The sequence below is a fragment of the Pseudomonas sp. LY-1 genome (genome assembly GCF_053502595.1).
Window position 1 is genome coordinate 3,641,064 of the sequence record NZ_CP094353.1, and the last position, 20,313, is coordinate 3,661,376.

Genomic DNA, 20,313 nt, shown 5'->3' on the forward strand with positions numbered 1-20,313 from the left:
GGCTAAAGCGCCTCGCTCGATGCCGGCGCCGGCAGCAAGGCCAGGCTGTGTCGAGCGATGACGGCATTTTCATCAGTGGCGATGACCCAGGCCGATACCGGGCTGTCCGGCGTCGTCAGGCAGGCTCCGGTGGGCGGGTGCTGGTTGCGGGTTACGCCTAACCAGGCGCAACCGTCGAGAATCCCGTCACGCACGGTGGGTGCATGTTCGCCAATGCCGCCGGTGAACACCAACGCGTCGAGCCCGCCGAGCAATGCGGCCAGCGCGCCGATCTCCTTGACGGCACGCCGTACAAACAACTCAACGGCCTGCGCGGCCCCTTCGGCGTGGCTGGCCAGCAGCGTCCGCATGTCACTCGCCACACCGCCAGAGACGCCCAGCAATCCGGACTCGTGGTACAGCAGGTGTTCGACCGCCGCCGCGCTCATGCCGCGTTCGCGCAGCAGGTACAGCACGATGCCGGGGTCCAGGTTGCCCGGGCGGGTGCCCATCAACAGCCCGTCCAGGGTGGAAAACCCCATGGTGGTGCCGCAACTGATGCGGTTACGCATCGCGCACAGGCTGGCACCGTTGCCCAGGTGTGCGACCAGGGTGCGCCCGGCCGCCGCGCGCGGGTCGTAATCCGCCAGGACCCCGGCAATGTACTCGTAGGACAAACCATGGAAGCCGTAACGCCGCAGGCCCGCCTCGCTCAGTGCCCGGGGCAGGCCGTACAAGGTTTCCAGCGGGTCGAGTGTGTGGTGAAAGGCAGTGTCGAAGCAGGCCACCTGAGGCAGCTCGGGATGCTCACGGGCCATATGGAGAATCGGTGCCAGGCACAAGGGCTGGTGCAACGGTGCCATTGGAATCAGTCGTTGTATCTCGTCGATCAGCGCGCTATCGACCCGCGCAGCCACTTCCCGACGGGCGCCGCCATGGACCACCCGATGCGCCGCGCCGACAATCTGCCATTGGCTGTTGCTGCCCAGCCAACGCATCAGGTTGCCCAGGGAAACTGCGTCCATGCAACTGTCGGCGCGCCATTGCTCCTGATGTTCGGCCTCGGATCCTGGGGCCTGATACACCAGCGTTGCCCTGCCCTGGCGCACTTCAATCATGCCGCTGCCCAGGCAATGGACCGTGGGTGCCGCCACGAAGTAAAGGGAAAACTTGAGGGTTGAAGAGCCCGCATTCAGCACCAACAACGCCGGGCAAGGGGCATCCATCATGCGCGGCTCCACAACGCCGGGGAATCCACGGCCTGACGGAAGCCGCCAAGCAGTAACCGTAATGCTCGCATCATGGGCCGCCTCGACACTCGATGAGGTTACAGGGAACCTTGCCCCAGGTTGGCCTTATCCTGGCATCCACGGGGCGCGGCTGCTTGACCTTCCTCAATAAAACGTTCCCGTTACGGTTCAGCGCTTTCCTGGCGCATCAATATCATTGACGAACAACACTTTGGCGTTTAACGACGAAAACACCCGCGGGAAATTTTTTTTTGAAAAACAATTCAATCAGTTAAGTATTGCGACTGATCCGCAGACACTTACATCTGATCTAAATCAACCAGACCCAGCCCCTTCGCGCAGAAATTAGATGCAGCAGTCGCACCCTCGCATTCGACGGTGCAGATACTCACGTTTTCGTGGAGGCTCGTCATGGCTACGCATCTGCAAGGCTCTCAACCGATCGTCCCGCCGGCTGTCCAACCCGTGGCAGGCAGTCTGCGCAAGGTAGAACCCAAGCGCTTGTCGCTGAGCTTGTTGATTGCCCTGGTGGTCGGTTCGATGATCGGCAGCGGCATTTTCAGCCTGCCGCAAAACATGGCCGCCAGTGCGGGCGCCGGTGCGATTCTGATCGGTTGGTTGATCACCGGCGTCGGCATGCTGTCGCTGGCGCTGGTCTATCAGACCCTGTCCAACCGCCAGCCCGCGCTGGACAACGGTGTGTTTGCCTATGCGCGTGCGCTGGGTGGCGAATACCTGAGCTTCAACTCCGCCTGGGGTTATTGGATCAGTGCCTGGATCGGCAACGTCAGTTACCTGGTGATCCTGTTCGCTGCGCTGAGTTACTTCTTCCCGGTGTTTGGCGAAGGCAATAACAAGGCGGCGATCGCCGGTGCGTCCGTGGTGTTGTGGGCGTTGCACTGGATGATCCTCAGGGGCTTGCGCACCGCTGCGCGGGCCAATGCGTTGACGACGGTCGCGAAGATCGTGCCGTTGCTGTTGTTCATCGGCCTGGTGATCGCCGCGTTCCAGCGTGAAACGTTCACTGTCGACTTCTGGGGCTCGCCGGCGTTGGGCAGTACGCTCGATCAAGTCAAAAGCACGATGCTGGTTACCGTTTGGGTGTTTATCGGGATCGAGGGCGCCAACGTGTTTTCTGCCCGTGCGGCGGAGCGGGCCAATGTCGGGCGGGCCACGGTGATCGGTTTTGTCATCACGTTGTTGCTGCTGATTTCGGTGTCCTTGCTGTCGCTGGGGGTGCTCAAACAACCGGAACTCGCCGCCTTGAAGAACCCCTCGATGGCGGGCGTGCTGCAGGCCGCGGCCGGGCCATGGGGCGCAGTGCTGATCAGCATCGGCCTGATTGTTTCGGTCGGCGGCGCCCTGCTCGCCTGGACGTTGCTGGCGGCCGAGTCGGTGTTCACGCCCGCCAAGGAAAAGGTCATGCCTGTCTCGCTGGGCGTGGAAAACACCCAAGGCGCGCCAGCCAATGCGCTGTGGCTGACCAACGGCTGCATTCAATTGTTCCTGCTGCTGACCTTGTATTCGAGCGCTACCTATCTCGCGCTGATCTCCCTGGCCACCTCGATGATTCTATTGCCGTACCTGTTCAGCGGCCTGTATGCGCTGAAACTGACCTGGAAGGGTGACACCTATGCCGGCCACCGCGGCCTGCAATTGCGCGACATGGCCATCGCGGCCGTCGCCACGCTGTATTGCATGTGGTTGCTCTATGCCGCCGGGCCGAAATACATGCTGCTCAGCGCCCTCCTCTACGCCCCGGGCTCGTTGATCTACCTGGGCACCCTGCGCGCCCGTCAGGGACAAGCGCTCAGCGGTCCCGAGACCGGCCTGTTGATCATCATCTGGGCGGCCGCGGCCTATGCCGGCTGGATGCTGTGGTCGGGGACGCTGACCTTGTAACGATGGGCTTGCCCCCGTGTTCTGTCCTGGCAGGCCGCGCAGAGGCCGTTCTGCTGCCTGCCTTCTATCTGAAGAGGAGTACCGAAAGATGAGCAATTCCGCAAAAAAAATGCCGGTCACTACCGAACACAAATCCGACCAGCATCCCATGACGACAGACCTGTGGCGGCCGCTGGAAAAACTGCGGCAACAGGTGGACCACCTGTTTGATGACTTCAATCTCGGTTCCGGCCTGTCGCCCTTCAGCCGGGGGCTGTTCGACGTTGAACCGTTCTGGCGTCGCGAGCTGATCGGCCATGGCATGCCTGCCGTGGACATCACCGAGAAAGACAAAAGCTACGAGATCACCGCCGAAGTACCCGGCATGGATCAGAAAGACATTGAGGTCAAACTGTCCAACGGCAGCCTGATCATTAAAGGCGAGAAACAGGAGGACAAGGAAGAAAAACGCAAAGGCTACCACCTTAGCGAGCGTCACTACGGTTCCTTCGAGCGGGTGTTCAACCTGCCCAAAGGTATTGATGCCGATAAGATCGACGCGAGTTTCAGCAAAGGCGTGCTGTGCATCTCGTTGCCGAAAAAGCCAGAAGCCATGAAAGCGGATAAAGTCGTGCCGATCAAAGGCGAATGAATCCCAGGCGGCACTGCCCCTTGGCGGGAAACCGACAAGGGGCTTTTTTTATCTGCAGTGGTTCAACGCTTCATCCCCGGAAAATATCGAACAGCTCGATCTTCAAGAGCGTGCGAATGCACAGGTAACGCCTGCCGAACGTCAGCCTAAGCCACATGTTCAGCGGCAGTCCGTTACGCTAAGAGATGATAGTCGGGGAAAACCAAGCCAATGCTGTTGAGTCGACGCGCAGGTGCCAGATGTGCTGCCTGGCAGGGCTGGTTGCAGGCCTGCGGCTGTCTTGCAGCAAACCCGACGACGTGTCGGGTGCTGCAACCGTTCACTATTTGCGGCTGGCTTTTTCGAGCATCCGGCTGGCGCGCTCATTGGCCTGGTCGGCAGTCTGTTGCGCCTGATTGGCCGCCATCGCCGCCTGCTCCGCTTTCGAGTAGGCTTCATCGGCTCTGGCGCGTGCCGACAGCGCAGTGCTTTGAGCAGCCTCCAGGCGTGCATCCAGTTCTTTGGCCGGTTTGTTACTGCAACCAGCCGATAACGCGAGGAGGACGCTGAGCAACACTACGGGTAAACGCATATTCATGGGTATTCTCCTTGAGGGTCGTAGCAGGAACGCTCCGGCTACGGTTCAAGTATCCGGCGCCGTCGGTGCGGGGCTCTGATTTTTGTCAACTTTCGACCAAGAATCAGACCGAACCGTCAGTTCCCGGCGCCTTGCGAACGCCCGCCTGCCGTAGCGGCCAACAACGACTTCAGCGCGCTCAGCGAACGGGTATTGAGTACATCGCCCTTTTCCAGCCAGGCACGCCGGGCTTGCGCGACGCCGTAGCGCAAGTACGCAAAATCCGCGGTGCGCTGGGCATCCGAATTGATGCTGATCAGCACGTGTTGGTCTTTGGCGTATTGGCATTGAAGGTCGAACAGGTCCATGCGCTGGGGTTGCGCGTTGAGTTCCAGGCAGCAGCCGCGTGCAGAAGCGGCCCTGATGACGGCCGACAGGTCCATGTTCAACGGCGCGCGCTGATTGATCAGGCGACACAGCGGGTGCGCCAGTAGCGTGAAATAGCGATGATCCATGGCCCTGAGCAGGCGTTGCGTCTGTTGCCGCAGCGTCAGGTTGAAATGCGTGTGGACCGCGCCCACCACAAGGTCCAGGCGAGCGAGAACAGCGTCTGGCAGCCCCAGGCTGCCATCTTCCAGGATCTCGACTTCAACGCCCTTGAGCAAGGTGATGCCGCGCAGGCGGGCGTTGAGCGCATCGATCTGGTCGATCTGCTTCAGCAGCCGCTCGCTGTCCAGGAAATGATCGGTGATCGCCAGGTATTCCAACCCGGCTTGCTGCGCGGCCAGTGCCATCTGTTCCAGGGTATTGGCGCCATCCGCGTCGCAGGTGTGCGCGTGCAAGTCACCCTTGAGATCACTCACTTCCACCAGCTTGGGCAAACGCCCGCTGAGTGCCGCCGCGACCTCACCGCGATCTTCGCGCAGCTCCGGCGTGATCCACGGCAACCCCAGGGCCTGATAAACCGAGACCTCCGTGGCACCCGCCAGGCGTTCCTGGCCCTTGAACACGCCATACTCGTTGAGCTTCAAGCCCTGTTCCCGCGCCTGCTTGCGAATCGCAATGTTGTGCGCCTTGCTGCCGGTGAAATACACCAGCGCGGCGCCCCAATCCGCGGGCTTGACCACCCGCACGTCGACTTGCAGGCCGGAGTCCAGTACGACACTGGCCCGCGTGCGGCCTTTGACCAATATGGTGGACACCTCCGGGTGCCTGATCAGGTGTGCAGTGACCACCACTGCGGGCGCTGCCGCCACCAGGATGTCGATGTCGCCCACGGTATCGCGCATGCGCCGCAGACTGCCGGCCAGCCTCGCGTCCTCGACCCCGGGCAGTTGACGCAGATACTCGATCAACTGCAGCGCCACGGGCTCGACAACGCCCAGCGGCAACCGGCGATCCTTTCCGAGCCCCTTCTGCGCGGCGCTCAATAAGCGCGCCTCGAGCCTTTCGCCAAAACCGGGCACATGGCGGATGTGGCCCTGCTCGGCGGCCTCGCACAGTTGCTGCGCGGTTTCGATTCCCAGGCCGTGATACAGGTGTTTGATGCGTTTGGGGCCGAGGCCGGCGATGGACAGCAGTTCAACCAGCCCAGGCGGCAATGTCGAGCGCAGGCGCTGCCGCAGCGCACAATCCCCGGTGCTGGCGATTTCACTGATCTTGGCCGCCAGATCGACGCCGATGCCCGGCAGTTTCGGCAAGGTTTCCCCACGCGCAATGAGCGGCGCCAACTCGACCGTCAGCGCCCTCAGCGTGCGCGCCGCAACCCGATAAGCACGGATGCGAAACGGGTTGGCGTCATCGATTTCGAGCAGGTCGGCGATATCGTCAAACACCGCGGCAATGTCCTCATTGCTCACCGCCTGCGAGCGCTTGACCGCAGACGTCGGTGTGCTGGGTGCCTGCGGTGCGGCCGTGAGCTTCATGGCCCCAGCCTGGCCATGTAATGCGCGACTGCCTCGGCATCGGCGTCCGACAGTGTGTGCGCAATCTGGCTCGTCAGGTCACCGCGCTCACGCAGGTCGGCCTGTTGAAACACCTGGATCTGGCGAATCATGTACGCGGCATGCTGGCCTGCCACGCGTGGGGTCTGGCCATGGCCCCGGCCCTCGGCGCCATGACAGGCGCTGCACTGAGCGATGCCGGATTCCGGCACGCCGTGGCGAAAGATCAATTCGCCCCGCGCGTCAGGCGTTTCGGCTTCAGCCTGCATGGCCGGCTGTTTTGAATAGTAGTCCGCCAGTTCAGTGATCTGCGATTCGGTCAAATGGGTAAAGCCCCACATGTATTGAGTCGAGGCTTTATCCATGCGCGTATGGTTTTTTAAATCCGTCAACTGCTGCTTCAGGTAGTCTTTTTGCTGGCCGGCCAATTTGGGAAACAACGGCGATACCGACTCCCCCGTCAGCCCGTGGCACAGCGAACACACGTCGTTTACCAAGGCCAGCGCGGGCATGGACGCGGTTTTTTGCGATGCCCGGTCGCGGGTGTCGGTACAGCCCACAAGGGCCACCACACAGAGGGCAAGCGTCAGGTGTGATCGATTGATAGAGCACCTCATATCACAAGCCTCCATGAGCCGCGTCGGTAGCCGGCGCGTACCGGGTTCAGCCACATTGGCTCAAGGCCGTGCAGGCTTTATTGACAAAACTCAATGATTCACCTGGGTCAGGGTGTAGGAATAGATAAACACTGAAGGGGACGACGGCCGTGAGCACACCCGCCCAACGCATGCTGGATAAACACTATGGCGCGTCTCGGCAGGTCGATAGAACCGCCATCGCAGCGGTCCTGCGCCAATTTGCCGAGCCTCTGCCGGCGTTCGATTCTGCAGCGTTCGGCGAAATGTTCGATCGCTACGCGGATGCGCGGGTGGTGCTGATCGGCGAAGCCAGCCACGGCACCAGTGATTTCTATCGCGCCCGGGCCGCCATCACGCAACGCTTGATTGAGCGGCATGGCTTCTCCATCGTCGCCGTTGAGGCCGACTGGCCCGATGCAGGGCATGTTGACAAGTACGTCCGAGGGCTGGCCCCGTCGGCCTGGAAACGCCATATCTTCAGCCGCTTCCCCACCTGGATGTGGCGCAACGCCGAGGTCAAAGCCTTTGCCCACTGGCTGCACCGCTACAACCATCAACGCGCCAGTGAAGACCGTGTGGAGTTCCGTGGCCTCGACGTTTACAGCATGCGTAACTCGATCCATGAGGTGCTGCACTATCTGGACAGCGTCGACCCGCAACTGGCCCAAGAAGCACGGCGGCGCTACGGCTGCCTGACGCCCTGGCAGGATGACCCGGCCTTGTACGGTCACTTCGTCGAACGCAATGGCCTGATGCCCTGTGAACCGCAGGTGGTCGAACAACTCAACGTGATGCTGGCCAAGCAATTGGCCGGGCTCATCCAGGATGACGAAGGGTTTTTCAACGCCACGCAAAACGCCCGCGTGGTGCGTGCGGCGGAACAGTACTACCGCGCCGTCTATCGCGGCTCGACCGCGTCGTGGAACCTGCGTGACCGCCACATGTTCGACACCCTGCGCGCCCTGCTGGAACACCGGGGCCCGCAGGCCAAAGCGGTGGTCTGGGCGCACAACTCGCATATCGGCAACGCGGCTGCCACGGAGATGGGCTGGAAGGGCCAGTTCAACATCGGCCAGCTGTGCCGCAGTGCCTATGGGCGCGACGCCGTGCTGATCGGCATGAGCACCGACCGTGGCCACGTGGCGGCGGCCGACGATTGGGACGCCGAGATGCTCATCAAGGCGGTGCGGCCTTCCCGTCCCGACAGTTGGGAGCATCAGTTCCTTGAGGCCGGCGTGCCGGCGTCGCTGACCGACTGGCGCGACCCGCAGCGCGCCGAGCTGCGCACGGTGTTGTCCGCCACCCTGCTGGAACGCGCGATTGGCGTGATTTACCGGCCCACAACCGAACGCGACAGCCACTACTTCGAAGCGGTATTGGCCGAACAGTTCGACGCCATGCTCTGGATCGAGCAGACGCAGGCGGTAAAGGCCCTGGCACTGCCCAAAAACGAGGAGCTGGAAGCGGAAGACGAAACCTTTCCGTTCGGTGTGTAAGGCTCACCTGGCGCGACGCATCTACAGCGGGTGTGCTTCAGTCGATTCGCGTTGCCAGGCCCGCTGCAATAACTCAATGACCTCTGCATCGGTGGTCTGGGGGAAGTTCGAGTACCAGTAACCGATGGACATCATCCGCTCAGGAATCAGCGGGCAGATCACTTCATTGACGATGCAGCGCAGGGTTTCCACCGTATCCAGCGGCGCGACCGGCACCGCCACGACGATCCGCGCCGGGGCCTGCACCTGTACCGCCTGGATCGCGGCGAGCATCGAGGCCCCTGTGGCCAGGCCGTCATCGATCAGGATGACCACCTGATCCTTCAACTGCAGCGGCGCCCGCGTGCCCCGGTAAACCTGCTCACGGCGCGATAACTCGCGAGCTTCCCGGGCGACCACCGCGTCATAACTGTCTTGATCAATCGAATGAGCCCGCAGCACCTCTTCATTGCGGATCTGGATACCGCCACTGGCGATGGCGCCCATGGCGAATTCGGGTTGGGACGGCATGCCGAGCTTGCGTACCACCATCAGATCCAGGCGCACCTGCAGGGCCGTGGCCACCTCATACGCCACCGGGACGCCGCCACGCGGCAAGGCCAGGATGATCACGTCGGGGCGGCGGGCGTATCTGAGCAACGGCTCCACCAGGCTTTGACCGGCCACCGACCGATCCTGCCAGAGCGTTTGCAGCGAAGGGCTATAACTCATGGGTCACCTCATCTGTGGTTTCATTGCACACCGCCTTTGCCGCGCTAGACCGCCAGTACGCCGCAAGGCACCTGATAGAGAATGTGTTCGGTGGTACTGCCCAGCAGCTTCTCGATGCCGTGATACTGGACCCGGCCCATCACGATCACATCCACCTGGTGTTCCTTGGCGAATTGACTCAACACCGCAACCGGATTGCCCAAAACGAAGTGATGACGATCGGAAGGCACGCCATAGTCTCGCGCCAGTTCGAGGAAGGTTTTTTCCTCCTTGCTCGCCAGGTCCTTACTGAGATTGGACAGGGCCATACCGCCCATGTCAGCCATGTAGATCGTCGACATATCGCAGGCATACAGCAGGTGCAGCTCGGCATCGCATTGCAGCGCCAGGCTGGTGGCCTGCTCAATGATGCGCTGGTTCAACGCGCTGTTGGCCGGTTGAACATTCGACACGTCAACCGCTGCCACGACGATGCGCGGCAAGGCATGCCCACCACCGCCGACCAGATAGACCGGAATCGGACACTCGCGCAGCAACTGCCAGTCCAGCGGGGTGAAGAACGCGCGCTTGAACGCGGACTCTTGCTGAACCTGTTTGATCAACAGATCGGGCTGTGTCTCGGTGACGTAATCCAGGATGTCTTGCTTGAGGTTGGTGGCCCAGGTCACCTGGGCGGTCACGTTGAGCCCCAGGGCATGGAGATTCTTGGTTTGGGCGTTCAGCCAGTCGCGGTGGTCCTCGAGGTAGCTGGCCCGGGCCTTTTCACGCACGTTCTCGGCCAGTAGCAATAAGATGTCCAACGGTGCTGCCAGCGCGACAATATGCAGGCTCGCGCCGCTGGCCTTGGCCAGGGCGGCAGCATGGCCGATTGCCGGGGAGTCACGCAGGGCGGGATTGATGATCAGTAACAAACACTGGTATTGGCTCATGATCTGGCTCCAGGGAGGAATGAAAAACAGCCCACGCGTCCACGGTCTTAACGGATGGGGCCAGGCGGCGGCGTCGCGGGAACCATGCGCCATCCCTCAGGACACTGGCGTACGCTCGGGTAATAGCCTTTGGCGGAATCGCAGTAGTACCAGGCCGATGGCGCAGCCGTGACGGGCTGAGGCTCGACCACCACCGTCGGCGGGCTGGCCGGGTAGTAGTACGTCGGGGCGGGATAGTAATAAACCGGATACGTCGGGTAGTAATACGGCGTGGCGATGCGCGCGGCTTCCCAGCCCAGTCCCAGGCCGAGGCCAAACCCCCACCAGCCTGGCCCGCCCCCATGCCCACCGCCATGCGGCCCGGCATGCGCCGGCAATGCAACGGCGGCAGCCAGCAGGATGAACCCGGTCAGCACGCACTGTTTTACTGAGTCACTGTTCATGATGTTTACCCAGGAGGCTCGCGAATAGCATTACGGTTGGCTGGTCGGGTTGAGCCCGCCGCACCCTTGCGGCCATGCCATGTGCATGGGCATGTGCATGGGCGTTCGCCAACCGTCCTGATCGGCGATGCGGTGATGCATCACCGTCCAGAACAGATCGAAGATGGTTTTTTGCTGGGTATCGAGGGCATCGTAGAAGGTTTGGGTGCGTGCCTGAGCCGCGTCCAGACGGACCAGTTGCGCCTGCATCCAGCTGGTTTGCGTGCGCAGGCGCTCTATGCCTTTGGCCATTCTCTGCGGCGTTGTTTCGTCCTTCAGCGCTTGTCTGGCACTTGCCTTGTCAGCAGCGGCTGCGTTGCCTTTTTCCACTTGCTGATTGGCGTCTGCGATGACGCCTGCAGCCCAGGTTTCCCAGGCGGGCATTTGCTCCGGCTTGAGGCTGAGCTTGCCCTTGAGTTCTTCCAGGGTCTGCTGCGTATGCTTGACCCAATCGAAATTCGAGGCGTGACGGAACATACCGCCCTGCCCTGGCCCTAGCCCTAACCCTGGCATCGCGGGGTTGGCAAATGCGCCGGTGGACGGTAACAGCAGAACACTTGCCGCGATCAGCAAGCACTGGCCAAGCAAGCGTGGCTTGTTCATTTCAGCTCATCTCAACGTCGTGGGTTCAATCCGAGCATAGGAGCCGGCCTGGCGGGCGATCTGATCCACGTCAGAAAACCGAGACACCGGTCAACCGCTGGATCAACGGTAGCCCTGCCTGGGGCATCAGCCTATCCAATGGATCTCTGGGGTCTTATGCACGATGGGCGCGGGCACAGACTTCGGGTGCCCCACGATAATCGGTGCCACGGGTATCCACTCGGCGGGCAGGCCGAGCGCCTGCTTACCCTGCGGCGTATTCAGAAAGCCCTGGGCGAAACCGATCCAGCACGTCCCGAGCCCCTCGGCATACGCCGCGAGCATCAGGTTCTCGGCCGCCAGGGCACAGTCTTCGACAATGCACTGATTGGGCCCGTTGCCCGAGATCAGCACCAGGACCGGCGCGTGGTAGAAAATCTGAAAACTGTCCTCGCTGAGCAACGCTTGGAAGTGGCTGGAGTGCGTTCCGGCGGGCGTGGTGGCGAGCATCCAGGCCCTGGCTTCGCGGGAAACCCGCTCCAGCAGCGCCTGGTCGCGGATCACCGTGAACGTCCACGGTTGTTGGTTCATCGCGCTGGGCGCCTGGGCGGCGGCATCGATCAAGCGACAAATGAGTTTTTCATCGAGCGGTTCTGGCGTGTAGTCACGTGTCGAGCGCCGGCCGGCGATTGCCTTGGTTACGTTCATGGGTGCATGCCTCCATCAGGGCGATTCAAATCGAAGCAAGGCGCGAGCAGGCGCTCAACCTTCAGGGAACGACGGTTGGGCTGGCGGTTCTTTTTCTGGGATATCGGTAATGGTCGCTTCGGTCAGCAGCAGGATACTGGCCACGGAAACCGCATTTTCCAGGGCAATACGCACGACTTTGGTCGGATCGATGATGCCGGCTTCGTACATGTCGACATAAGTATTGGCGGACGCATCAAAGCCAATGTTGCCCGGCTCCGCCAGCATGCGCGCAACGACCACGCCGGCGTCCACCGCCGAGTTTTCCGCAATGCGCCGCGCCGGTGCTTCCAGGGCCCGGCGCAGTATCTGCAGGCCGGTGCGGACATCGCCCTCCTGCCGGGCTTCCTCGGCGGCGATCAGCGGCACCGCTTTGAGCAGCGCGAGGCCGCCGCCGGGGACAATCCCTTCGGTGATCGCCGCGCGGGTCGCCGAGATCGCGTCATCCAGGGCGTCCTTGCGCGCTTTCATTTCGGCTTCGGACGGCGCGCCGACCCGGATCACCGCGACGCCGCCGGACAGCCTGGCCAGCCGCTCCTGCAGCTTTTCACGGTCGTAATCGCTGGTGGTAGCCGCCATTTGCCCGCGGATCTGCTGCAGGCGTGCGTCGATCGCGGCGCGTGTACCGGCGCCGCCGATCAGCGAAGTGCTGTCCTTCGACACCACCACTCGATGGGCCCGCCCCAACTGCTGCAGGTCGACCTGTTCGAGGCTGATCCCCAGTTCGTTGGAGACCACCGTGGCGCCGGTCAATACGGCCATGTCCTGCAGCATGTCCTTGCGCCGGTCGCCAAAGCCCGGGGCCTTGATCGCCACGGCCTTGAGCACGCCGCGGATGTGGTTGACCACCAGCGTGGTCAACGCTTCGCCTTCGATGTCATCTGCGATCAACACCAGGGGCTGGCCGCTTTTGGCGACCTGTTCCAACAACGGCAGCAAGTCTTTGAGTACGCCGATCTTGTGGTCACAGAGCAGCAGGCAGGCATCGTCGAGTTCGACCTGCATTTTCTCGGTGTCGGTGACGAAATAAGGTGAGACATAACCCCGGTCAAAGCGCATGCCCTCCATGACCTCGACCACCGTTTCGGTGGTCTTGGACTCTTCGACGCTGACCACGCCTTCAACGCCGACCTTCTCCAGCGCGTCGGCCACCAGTTGACCGATGACCGCGTCGTTATGCGCCGACAGCGTCGCCACCTGGGCTTTTTCCTTGGGCGTGCTGACGGGGCGGGACTGCGCCGCCAGCGACTCGACGACCAGCAGCAGGCCCCGATCCAGGCCGCGCTTGAGATCGATCGCGCTGGCCCCCGCGACCACGTTGCGGATGCCATCGGCCAGGATCGCATGGGCCAGCACCGTTGACGTGCTGGTCCCGTCGCCGACCGCGTCACCCGTGCGTTCCGCGGCCTGGCGCAGCATTTGCGCGCCGAGGTTCTCCTCGGGGTCCTGCAGGTCAATGCGTTTGGCAATCGTGACGCCATCGTTGCAGACCGTCGGGTTGCCCCACTTGTTCTGCATCAACACCGACTTGGACTTCGGCCCCAGCGTCACGCGCACCGCGTCCGCCAATTGGGTGGCGCCGCTGAGGATCTTCTCGCGGGCAGCCGCGCGAAACACGATTTTACTGTGAGCCATCAGGGTGCTCTCCTCTCACGTCGACGGAACTTGCATGCTTCTCTGAAGTGCCTGCGGCGAGGTTGACTTTTATCAACAAACTCACACCCCTTGCCGACGCCCGCCGCGACGCTTACACCGGCGGTCGCCGGGCGCTCTGCGAGTTGACAAAAATCAACCCGCTCGGGCGGAAACAGCGTCCAAATCAACCTGTGAAATCCACCCGATCGTCAACACGTGGGTTTGCCCCTCTCGATGCGTCAGGAGAAACACCATGGACAAGTATCAGCAGAGTCAGAAAAACAAGCTGTTCAAAACGCCGCCCCATGATCCCTATTGCTTGCCGCGGGTTGAAGGTTCGGCGGTGTGCCCGCAGTGCGACGCGGTGTATCAGGCCGGGAACTGGACCTGGAACAGACCTGAAAACGCGGTGGTGCATGACGCCCAAACCGTCACCTGCCCGGCCTGCCGCCGCATCGCGGACAACATGCCGGCCGGCACCCTGATGCTATCGGGCGGCTTCTTGCAAAAGCACCATGATGAAATCATCCACCTGATCGAAAACACCGAAAAAACCGAAATGGCCGAGCATGCGCTGGAGCGCATCATGCGCGTGACGGAGGTGGCGGACGACCTGATGGTGACCACCACCGGTATTCATCTGGCCAATCGCCTGGCGCATGCACTGGAAGGCGCATTCAAAGGCAAGGCGCAGTACCGCTACGGCGATAGTCAGTACGGCGTGAACGTCACGTGGGCACGTAACGAGTAACCCCTCACGCCCCGCTACGGCGCAGCGCGAGCGCGGCTCAACCGCTGGCGACGGTAAAAGAGCCGCTTGACCCATTCCGCCGCGCCCATGTAGGCCAGGCTGATTGCCAGCACTGTCAGCAGGATCGGCAGTGGCAAGGGCACCAGGCCGAACCAGGACGCGATCGGGCTGTAAGGTAGCCCGACGGCCAGCAGGCCGATGGCCGCGGCGCTGAGCAACAGCAGTGTGGCCGGGCGGCTTTGGTAGAACGGGCGGTAGGTTCGCACGATGAAGATTGTCAGCAGTTGGGTCAGCAGCGATTCGACGAACCAGCCGCTGCGAAACACTTCCGGGCCCTTTTCCGCCAGCAGGTACAGGGCCGCGAACGTGAGCACATCGAACAGCGAACTGACCAGCCCGAACACCACCATGAAGTTGCGGATTTCCCTGATGTTCCAGCGGTGCGGGGTGTTTTCCCATTCGCGGTCGACGTTGTCGCTGGCGATCCCCATGGAGGGGATATCGGACAGGAAGTTGTTGAGCAGTATCTGCTTGGCCAGCATCGGCAGGAACGGCAATACCAACGACGCCAGGGCCATGCTGATCATGTTGCCGAAATTGGCGCTGGAGACGATGGAAATGTACTTCAAGGTATTGGCAAAGGTATGCCGGCCCTCTTCGATGCCTTCGCGCAACACGTCGAGGTTGTGCTCCAGCAACACGAAGTCCGCGGCCTGCTTGGCCACGTCGGCGGCGTTATCCACCGAGATCCCGATATCGGCGACTTGCAGCGCCGGGGCATCGTTGATGCCATCGCCCATATAGCCGACAACGTGCCCGGTCTTCTGCAGGGCGCGGATGATGCGTTCTTTCTGGTTGGGGTCGACCTCGGCAAAGAGCGTCGTCAGTGGCGCCAGGTGCATCAATGCTTCGTCTTTCATCGCCGCCAGCTCGGCGCCGGTGATGATGTGCTCCACGGGCAGGCCCACGGCCATGCCGACATGGCGGGCGACCAGATGGCTGTCGCCACTGATGATCTTGACTTGCACACCCAGGCGCTCAAGGTTGGCGAGAGTGTTTTTCACCCCCGGCTCCGGCGGGTCGAAGAACAACAGAAAACCGCGGAAGGTCATGGCCTTTTCTTCATCCCGGCCGTAGTGCGGCTGTTCCGGCAAGACCCGCGTGGCCAGGCCCAAAACCCTGAAGCCCTGCTCGCTCCAGTCGGCGAAACGCTGCGCGATGGCGGCCCGCTCGGTGTCGCTCAGCGCCAGCAACTGTTCGCCGCGGCGCACCTGTGTGCAAACCTCGAGCACATTGTCCAGCGCCCCCTTGGTCACCATCAGCCACGCGGCCTCAGGCGCATTCGCGACCACCACGCTCAGGCGCTTGCGCACGAAGTCATACGGCACTTCATCGAGCTTGCTCGCGCCGGGGCATGGCGCCAGGGTTTTGCCGGCCAGGGTGATCGCATCGTCCATGGCGTTGCGCATGCCGGTCTGCAGGCTGGAGTTGAACACCGCCAGTTGCAGGATCGTGGCATCGGCATTGCCCGCCAGATCCATGGCGCCGTCCAGCACCACGACACCGCGGGTCAGCGTACCGGTCTTGTCGGTACACAGGATGTCCATCGCCCCGAGGTTTTCAATCGCATTGAGGTGACGCACGATGACCCCTTTGGCGGCCATGCGTTGCGCGCCTTTGGCCAGCGTGATGCTCAGGATCGCCGGCAACAGTTCCGGCGACAGCCCGATGGACAACGCGATGGCAAACAACAGGGTGTCGAGCGCAGGACGATGCAGCAGGATATTGATGCCGAACACCACAATCGTGATCACCAGCATCACCCGCAACAGCAAGCTGCCGAAGCGACGCAGGCCACGCTCGAACTCCGTCTCGGGCGGGCGCAGCGTCAGGGTCTTGGCGATGCGCCCGATTTCACTGTCCGAGGCGTAGCGCGTGACCAGCACTTCGGCGGTGCCGCTGCGCACCGAGGTGCCCATGAACACGCAATTATGCCGCTGCCCGAGCGTGGCATCGGCGGCGCAGTCGCCCGGCAATTTTTCCACCGGGAAGGTTTCGCCGGTCAGCAGGCCTTCACCGATGAAGCAATCGAGCGCCTGCAGGATCCGGCCATCGGCCGCGATCAGGCTGCCGGCGCTGAGTATCAGGATATCCCCCGGCACCACCTCGCTGGCGGCGATGTCCACGGCCTTGCCGTCGCGCCGTACCGTGGCGCGCAGCGCGATCTTGCTGCGCAGTTGCTCCACCGCCGTACTGGCGCGATTTTCATACCAGGCGCTGAGAACCGCGCTGATCAGCACGATGCAGCCGACAATCGCCGCATCTAGCCAATCCCCCACCACCACGGCGACCAGCGCGCCCACGATCAGGATCAGCACCAAGGGCGTCCGCATTTGCTCCAGCACCAACCGGGCCAGGCCGCGCGGTCGGTCTTTGGGCGTGGCCGGCGCGCTGCGCACCCGCGCGTTGGCGTCGGCCTCGCTCAAGCCCTGCGGCGTGCTGTGCAGGCTGCTGAACACCTGGCTGACTGGCGGGCTCCAATAATCGCCGGTTGCCACGCGGGCGGGCGGCTTGACGTTGGATCGCCATTCACGATGGGCCAACCAGAGGCCGGGCAGCATCGGCAACCAGAACGTCAGCCCGCGGAATAACAACGTGGCGGAAAGCGCCACCGCAATGTTCACCCCCACCCAATGCAGCGTGACGACCGCCGCCGCTTCGAAGGCGCCGAGCCCGCCCGGCACAATGCCGATACTGCGCAGCACGCTGGCCAGCATAAAACCGGCAAACAGCCCCAACGGCGGCGCGGACACACCCAGCGCGCGCACCAGCACCCACAATGTGGCGCTGTCGAGCACAATGATCACCAATTCCAGCAAGGTAATCCGCCAGAGTAACCCTTGGCTGCGTACCAGTTGCTTGTCGGCCCCGGTGAGCAATGACGCAATTCTGGCGACAATCGGAAAATGTCGCCCCGGCAAATGCGCGACCAGGCGCCGATTGCCGGCCAGCCTTGGCGTAACCACTGCCAGCAACAGGCTGACGGCGACGAACACCAGGCACGCCGTCATCACCGCAGGCGTGGCATGGCCCTGGAAGATCACCACCGGTAACGCCACGCCGACCGACACCGCATAGGCCAGGAAATACCCGGACAAATCCAGCACCAGGCTCGCCAGCACCAGCGGTTTTGCGAACCCGAGGCGGACGAAGGAGGCCACGACCGCAAAGGCGCCGCTGATGCCGGAGGACGGCAGGGCCTGATCGACAAACAGCTTCATCACGCTGAGTTTGCCTGCCTCCCAGAGTGAAAGCGGCTGCGTCCCGGCCCTGAGCACCACCCGAAAGACCTGCCCTTGCGCCATATACGTCAAGACTTGCAACGCCAGGGCGCCGACCAGCCACAGCGGCTCTGCCTGGGTCAGCAAGCGTGTGAAGGATTCGACGTCGGTGAATTGCAGCGCCACGCCGACCACTGTCGCAAACATCGCGGCGCCGAGCAGCCACGTCAGCCACAGCGCGGAACGGCTGTAATGCTGTTCCTCTTCAGGTACAGCCGGATCGATGAAACCAGCAGTGGGCGGTTTGACAGGCATGCCGTGCCCCTGAGCGAATCAGCAGAGAGTCCGATTCTGGCGCGGTCTGGGCGGGGCCGTTTGATCCAGGTCAACCTGCCCCTGGACGGTCTGTTAGTCCGCATCACGCTTTCTGACCTTGATCAATACGCCTGCCGCGCATCCCCCTCAGTGTGAACAGGGCCGTTCTTCGACCCCACTGTGCGCTGGAGCCCCCCAATGCTAGCTAATCAACACACCGCTGCTCTGATTGCCGAGATGGATAAAACCTCGCCCGCCGAGCATTGGCTGGAAAAACTGCACGACGGAACGCATGTGCTTATCCGTCCGTTGTCGACGCACGATCACCTGGGCCTGCTGCATTTTTTCCAGCGGTTGTCGCCGCTGTCACTGCGCTTCCGGTTTTTGGGCGCAGTGACCCATGTCGATGCGAGCGCAATCGATACACTGCTGAGCGAGCCGGCGCAGATCAGCCGCGGCTACCTGGCCTTGATCCACCATGACGGCGAGTTGCAGGTAATCGGTGTCAGCCGCTACCGGCGTGCCACCGATCAGGACGAACAGTGCGACTGCGCGGTCGCCGTCGCCGACCCGTGGCTGCGCAAGGGCCTGGGCCGTTTATTGCTGGGGCATCTGATCGATGCCGCCAGGCGTGAGGGGTTTCACAAAATGTGCTCGACGGACCTGTCGACCGATTACCCGATTCATGGCTTGTACAAGCAATCGGGTTTTACCTCGGCCTATCTGGGCCGGGATTTTGATCGCATCGTTCACGAGCTGGAACTGTAGACGCGCACGCCGCCCGACCATTCACTGCGGTTCCAAGTGGTAGCGCGATTGCACCAGGTGCGCGATCTGTTCCTGGGCATCCCGCAGCGGCACAGACGCATCGTTTTCCAGCAGACGGGTTTCGTTGGCCAGCACGTCGTCGCGGATCACCTCGCGAAACCAGTTGGAAAAGTCCCCGGCCTCGCGGTGTTGGCGGAACGCGGGATCGTCCAGGCGCGCAAGCGAAGACAAAAACTCCGCAAGGTTCGAGGCGCGCTGGTCAAGGCTGGGAAAGTAGAATGCATGCCAGGCGCCCACATCCCCGACCGCATACTTGCCGCTGTGGCGATGATGTTTCTGCTCGGGTTGCTGCTGCGCCATCAGCACCACGTCGCCGCCATGACGAACGTCCCACAGACAGAAATAGTCGGGCGCGGATGAGCGCGCCGGGAATTCGGGGCAGCGTCGCTGCGTATGCTGGGCGTAGCGTTGGACCAGTTCGCGGGCGGTGCTGCCCAGGGTCACCAGCACGTCTACCGCGTCCAGCAGCGACGGGCAGACTTGATCGAAGTCCAGGGCAACGATGATCGCCCCCATATTCGCCAGAAACCCCGGAGGCCACGCAGCGCAATGGGGCAGCATGTAGTGGGCCTCGTCCACGACCATCCAGTACGGGCGGCCGGTGCTGCTGCGTAGCTGCTGGATAAACGGCAGTAATTCGCCGAATAACTGCACGCGGGCGGCCGGGTCCAGAGCCAGGGTGCTAACCACCACGTTAAGCCGCGCCTGTAACAGGTGATGCAACGATTCTTCGGTTGTCGGCGGAGTGGTCAGGCCACCGACCGTGACCGCACCGTCCAGCGACAGATAGTCGCCTTCCGGATCAATGATGCAGAAGCCCTGGTGGGCCTCGACCATGCGTTCTGTCAGCCAGGTCACGTAGCTCGACTTGCCGGAGCCTGAATTGCCGATTACCAGCAGCACCGATTCCGGCGGCAACCACACCTTGCGTGCATCGGCGGTCCGCCCCAGTTGCACGCCGATACGCTCGACCGGCACCAGCGCGGCGTCCTTTTGCAGCAGCATGTCTATCAGCTCGCAGACCCCGCGCCCGTGATCCTGGCTCAGGCAGATGTCCGCGCGGGCCTTGATTGAGTCGATCGCGTTGTTCACCGCCGCCGCACAACCGCAGATCGCGAGAAACGCGTGGTCATTTTCGGCGTCGCCCACGCCGACCACGTTCAGTTCGCAGATGCCCAGCCTCAGCAACGCGGCACTCAGCCCCGAGGCCTTGTTCACCCCCGTCGGCAGCACCATGATCGCATCCTTGTTGAACGTCATCTGCAGCTCCAGGCCCAGCTCGCGAATCGAGCTGATCACCGCGTCCTCGAACGGATGCCAGGTGGCAATGACGGACCTGCCGACGGACAAGGGTGAAACCCCTTTGTCGCGCAGGCGCTCCACCAGTGCGGTCGAGGCCGAATCGGCGATGAGTTCCTCGGTGTCAGTGCGCGGGTCGTACAGGAGCGCGCCATTCTCCACGACCACCAGGTCAAACAGATCGAGCTGGGTAAAATGATGCTTGAGCGCCTGCAACTCCCTGCCGGTAATCAACAGCAACTTGCGACCGCTGGCCTTGAGGCCGGCAAGCGCTGTACAGACGTGTTCGGGAACATTGCCGTTTTCGGCAATGGTTCCGTCATAGTCGACCGCCAAGGCTAAGAAATGCATGTTCGCT

The 20,313-nt window shown here is 62.4% G+C and carries 17 protein-coding genes; 5 read left to right on the forward strand and 12 right to left on the reverse strand.

Going from position 1 to position 20,313, the window contains the following annotated elements; translation table 11 throughout:
* Positions 1–2: 2 nt before the first annotated feature.
* Positions 3–1,208 carry an acetate/propionate family kinase gene (locus MOQ67_RS16605; RefSeq protein WP_198718244.1) on the reverse strand — a complete coding sequence of 402 codons (1,206 nt, stop codon included), beginning with the start codon at positions 1,206–1,208 and terminating at the stop codon, positions 3–5.
* A gap of 432 nt (positions 1,209–1,640) precedes the next feature.
* On the opposite strand from MOQ67_RS16605, the gene arcD reads away from it, so the two are divergent.
* Both arcD and MOQ67_RS16615 read left to right on the forward strand, forming a co-directional pair.
* Positions 1,641–3,131, forward strand: a complete 1,491-nt coding sequence (gene arcD, locus MOQ67_RS16610; RefSeq protein ID WP_057004100.1) for an arginine-ornithine antiporter — start codon at positions 1,641–1,643, stop codon at positions 3,129–3,131.
* An 88-nt stretch (positions 3,132–3,219) separates the two neighbouring features.
* A complete protein-coding gene (locus MOQ67_RS16615) occupies positions 3,220–3,762 on the forward strand; it encodes an Hsp20/alpha crystallin family protein (RefSeq protein WP_017845784.1) in 543 nt (180 codons plus the stop codon).
* A 322-nt stretch (positions 3,763–4,084) separates the two neighbouring features.
* Here the strand turns inward: MOQ67_RS16615 and MOQ67_RS16620 are convergent, their stop codons facing one another.
* From MOQ67_RS16620 to MOQ67_RS16630, 3 genes are all read right to left on the reverse strand, one after another.
* On the reverse strand, positions 4,085–4,339 hold the full coding sequence (locus MOQ67_RS16620) for an Lpp/OprI family alanine-zipper lipoprotein (protein WP_017845783.1): 255 nt from the start codon (positions 4,337–4,339) through the stop codon (positions 4,085–4,087).
* Positions 4,340–4,455: 116 nt separating this feature from the next.
* Positions 4,456–6,243 (reverse strand): DNA polymerase/3'-5' exonuclease PolX, encoded by a 1,788-nt coding sequence (gene polX / locus MOQ67_RS16625; protein ID WP_198718243.1) that lies wholly within the window; start codon positions 6,241–6,243, stop codon positions 4,456–4,458.
* A complete protein-coding gene (locus tag MOQ67_RS16630; RefSeq protein ID WP_167331348.1) occupies positions 6,240–6,773 on the reverse strand; it encodes a c-type cytochrome in 534 nt (177 codons plus the stop codon). Before MOQ67_RS16630 ends, polX begins: the two co-directional genes overlap by 4 nt.
* Positions 6,774–7,048: 275 nt before the next feature.
* Between MOQ67_RS16630 and MOQ67_RS16635 the strand changes: the two genes are divergently transcribed.
* Complete coding sequence (locus MOQ67_RS16635; RefSeq protein ID WP_198718249.1) at positions 7,049–8,395, forward strand: erythromycin esterase family protein; 1,347 nt, start codon at positions 7,049–7,051, stop codon at positions 8,393–8,395.
* Between the two features lie 21 nt (positions 8,396–8,416).
* Here MOQ67_RS16635 and MOQ67_RS16640 read toward each other — a convergent pair whose 3' ends face one another.
* The 6 genes from MOQ67_RS16640 to groL all read right to left on the reverse strand — a co-directional run bounded on the left by MOQ67_RS16640 (position 8,417) and on the right by groL (position 13,481).
* A complete protein-coding gene (locus MOQ67_RS16640; RefSeq protein ID WP_169883549.1) occupies positions 8,417–9,106 on the reverse strand; it encodes a phosphoribosyltransferase in 690 nt (229 codons plus the stop codon).
* Between the two features lie 44 nt (positions 9,107–9,150).
* Positions 9,151–10,035, reverse strand: coding sequence for a universal stress protein (locus MOQ67_RS16645; RefSeq protein WP_017845778.1), 885 nt, complete (start codon positions 10,033–10,035; stop codon positions 9,151–9,153).
* Between the two features lie 47 nt (positions 10,036–10,082).
* Entirely contained in the window at positions 10,083–10,478 is a 396-nt protein-coding gene (locus MOQ67_RS16650) for a hypothetical protein (protein WP_026139877.1), read from the reverse strand.
* 30 nt (positions 10,479–10,508) lie between these two features.
* Positions 10,509–11,120, reverse strand: coding sequence for a Spy/CpxP family protein refolding chaperone (locus MOQ67_RS16655; RefSeq protein WP_104903163.1), 612 nt, complete (start codon positions 11,118–11,120; stop codon positions 10,509–10,511).
* 126 nt (positions 11,121–11,246) lie between these two features.
* The gene (locus MOQ67_RS16660; protein ID WP_046484235.1) at positions 11,247–11,807 is read right to left on the reverse strand and encodes a nitroreductase family protein; all 561 of its coding nucleotides are present in this window, start codon (positions 11,805–11,807) and stop codon (positions 11,247–11,249) included.
* 54 nt (positions 11,808–11,861) lie between these two features.
* Positions 11,862–13,481, reverse strand: a complete 1,620-nt coding sequence (gene groL, locus MOQ67_RS16665; RefSeq protein WP_177033223.1) for a chaperonin GroEL — start codon at positions 13,479–13,481, stop codon at positions 11,862–11,864.
* 253 nt (positions 13,482–13,734) lie between these two features.
* Here groL and MOQ67_RS16670 point away from each other — a divergent pair, with 253 nt between their 5' ends.
* Positions 13,735–14,232: a BCAM0308 family protein gene (locus tag MOQ67_RS16670; RefSeq protein ID WP_017845773.1), complete on the forward strand. Its 498-nt coding sequence runs from the start codon at positions 13,735–13,737 to the stop codon at positions 14,230–14,232.
* A gap of 14 nt (positions 14,233–14,246) precedes the next feature.
* Here MOQ67_RS16670 and mgtA read toward each other — a convergent pair whose 3' ends face one another.
* The gene (mgtA, locus tag MOQ67_RS16675; protein ID WP_198717893.1) at positions 14,247–17,828 is read right to left on the reverse strand and encodes a magnesium-translocating P-type ATPase; all 3,582 of its coding nucleotides are present in this window, start codon (positions 17,826–17,828) and stop codon (positions 14,247–14,249) included.
* A 198-nt stretch (positions 17,829–18,026) separates the two neighbouring features.
* Between mgtA and MOQ67_RS16680 the strand changes: the two genes are divergently transcribed.
* Entirely contained in the window at positions 18,027–18,596 is a 570-nt protein-coding gene (locus MOQ67_RS16680; RefSeq protein WP_198717894.1) for a GNAT family N-acetyltransferase, read from the forward strand.
* A gap of 21 nt (positions 18,597–18,617) precedes the next feature.
* Here MOQ67_RS16680 and MOQ67_RS16685 read toward each other — a convergent pair whose 3' ends face one another.
* Positions 18,618–20,306, reverse strand: coding sequence for an HAD family hydrolase (locus MOQ67_RS16685; RefSeq protein WP_017845770.1), 1,689 nt, complete (start codon positions 20,304–20,306; stop codon positions 18,618–18,620).
* Positions 20,307–20,313: the final 7 nt, after the last annotated feature.

Coding starts and splice junctions, on each gene's coding strand:
- MOQ67_RS16605 (WP_198718244.1), bottom strand. CDS start 1,208: ATGATGGATGCCCCTTGCCCGGCGTTGTTGGTGCTGAATGCGGGCTCT.
- arcD (WP_057004100.1), top strand. CDS start 1,641: ATGGCTACGCATCTGCAAGGCTCTCAACCGATCGTCCCGCCGGCTGTC.
- MOQ67_RS16615 (WP_017845784.1), top strand. CDS start 3,220: ATGAGCAATTCCGCAAAAAAAATGCCGGTCACTACCGAACACAAATCC.
- MOQ67_RS16620 (WP_017845783.1), bottom strand. CDS start 4,339: ATGAATATGCGTTTACCCGTAGTGTTGCTCAGCGTCCTCCTCGCGTTA.
- polX (WP_198718243.1), bottom strand. CDS start 6,243: ATGAAGCTCACGGCCGCACCGCAGGCACCCAGCACACCGACGTCTGCG.
- MOQ67_RS16630 (WP_167331348.1), bottom strand. CDS start 6,773: ATGCCCGCGCTGGCCTTGGTAAACGACGTGTGTTCGCTGTGCCACGGG.
- MOQ67_RS16635 (WP_198718249.1), top strand. CDS start 7,049: ATGCTGGATAAACACTATGGCGCGTCTCGGCAGGTCGATAGAACCGCC.
- MOQ67_RS16640 (WP_169883549.1), bottom strand. CDS start 9,106: ATGAGTTATAGCCCTTCGCTGCAAACGCTCTGGCAGGATCGGTCGGTG.
- MOQ67_RS16645 (WP_017845778.1), bottom strand. CDS start 10,035: ATGAGCCAATACCAGTGTTTGTTACTGATCATCAATCCCGCCCTGCGT.
- MOQ67_RS16650 (WP_026139877.1), bottom strand. CDS start 10,478: ATGAACAGTGACTCAGTAAAACAGTGCGTGCTGACCGGGTTCATCCTG.
- MOQ67_RS16655 (WP_104903163.1), bottom strand. CDS start 11,120: ATGAACAAGCCACGCTTGCTTGGCCAGTGCTTGCTGATCGCGGCAAGT.
- MOQ67_RS16660 (WP_046484235.1), bottom strand. CDS start 11,807: ATGAACGTAACCAAGGCAATCGCCGGCCGGCGCTCGACACGTGACTAC.
- groL (WP_177033223.1), bottom strand. CDS start 13,481: ATGGCTCACAGTAAAATCGTGTTTCGCGCGGCTGCCCGCGAGAAGATC.
- MOQ67_RS16670 (WP_017845773.1), top strand. CDS start 13,735: ATGGACAAGTATCAGCAGAGTCAGAAAAACAAGCTGTTCAAAACGCCG.
- mgtA (WP_198717893.1), bottom strand. CDS start 17,828: ATGCCTGTCAAACCGCCCACTGCTGGTTTCATCGATCCGGCTGTACCT.
- MOQ67_RS16680 (WP_198717894.1), top strand. CDS start 18,027: ATGCTAGCTAATCAACACACCGCTGCTCTGATTGCCGAGATGGATAAA.
- MOQ67_RS16685 (WP_017845770.1), bottom strand. CDS start 20,306: ATGCATTTCTTAGCCTTGGCGGTCGACTATGACGGAACCATTGCCGAA.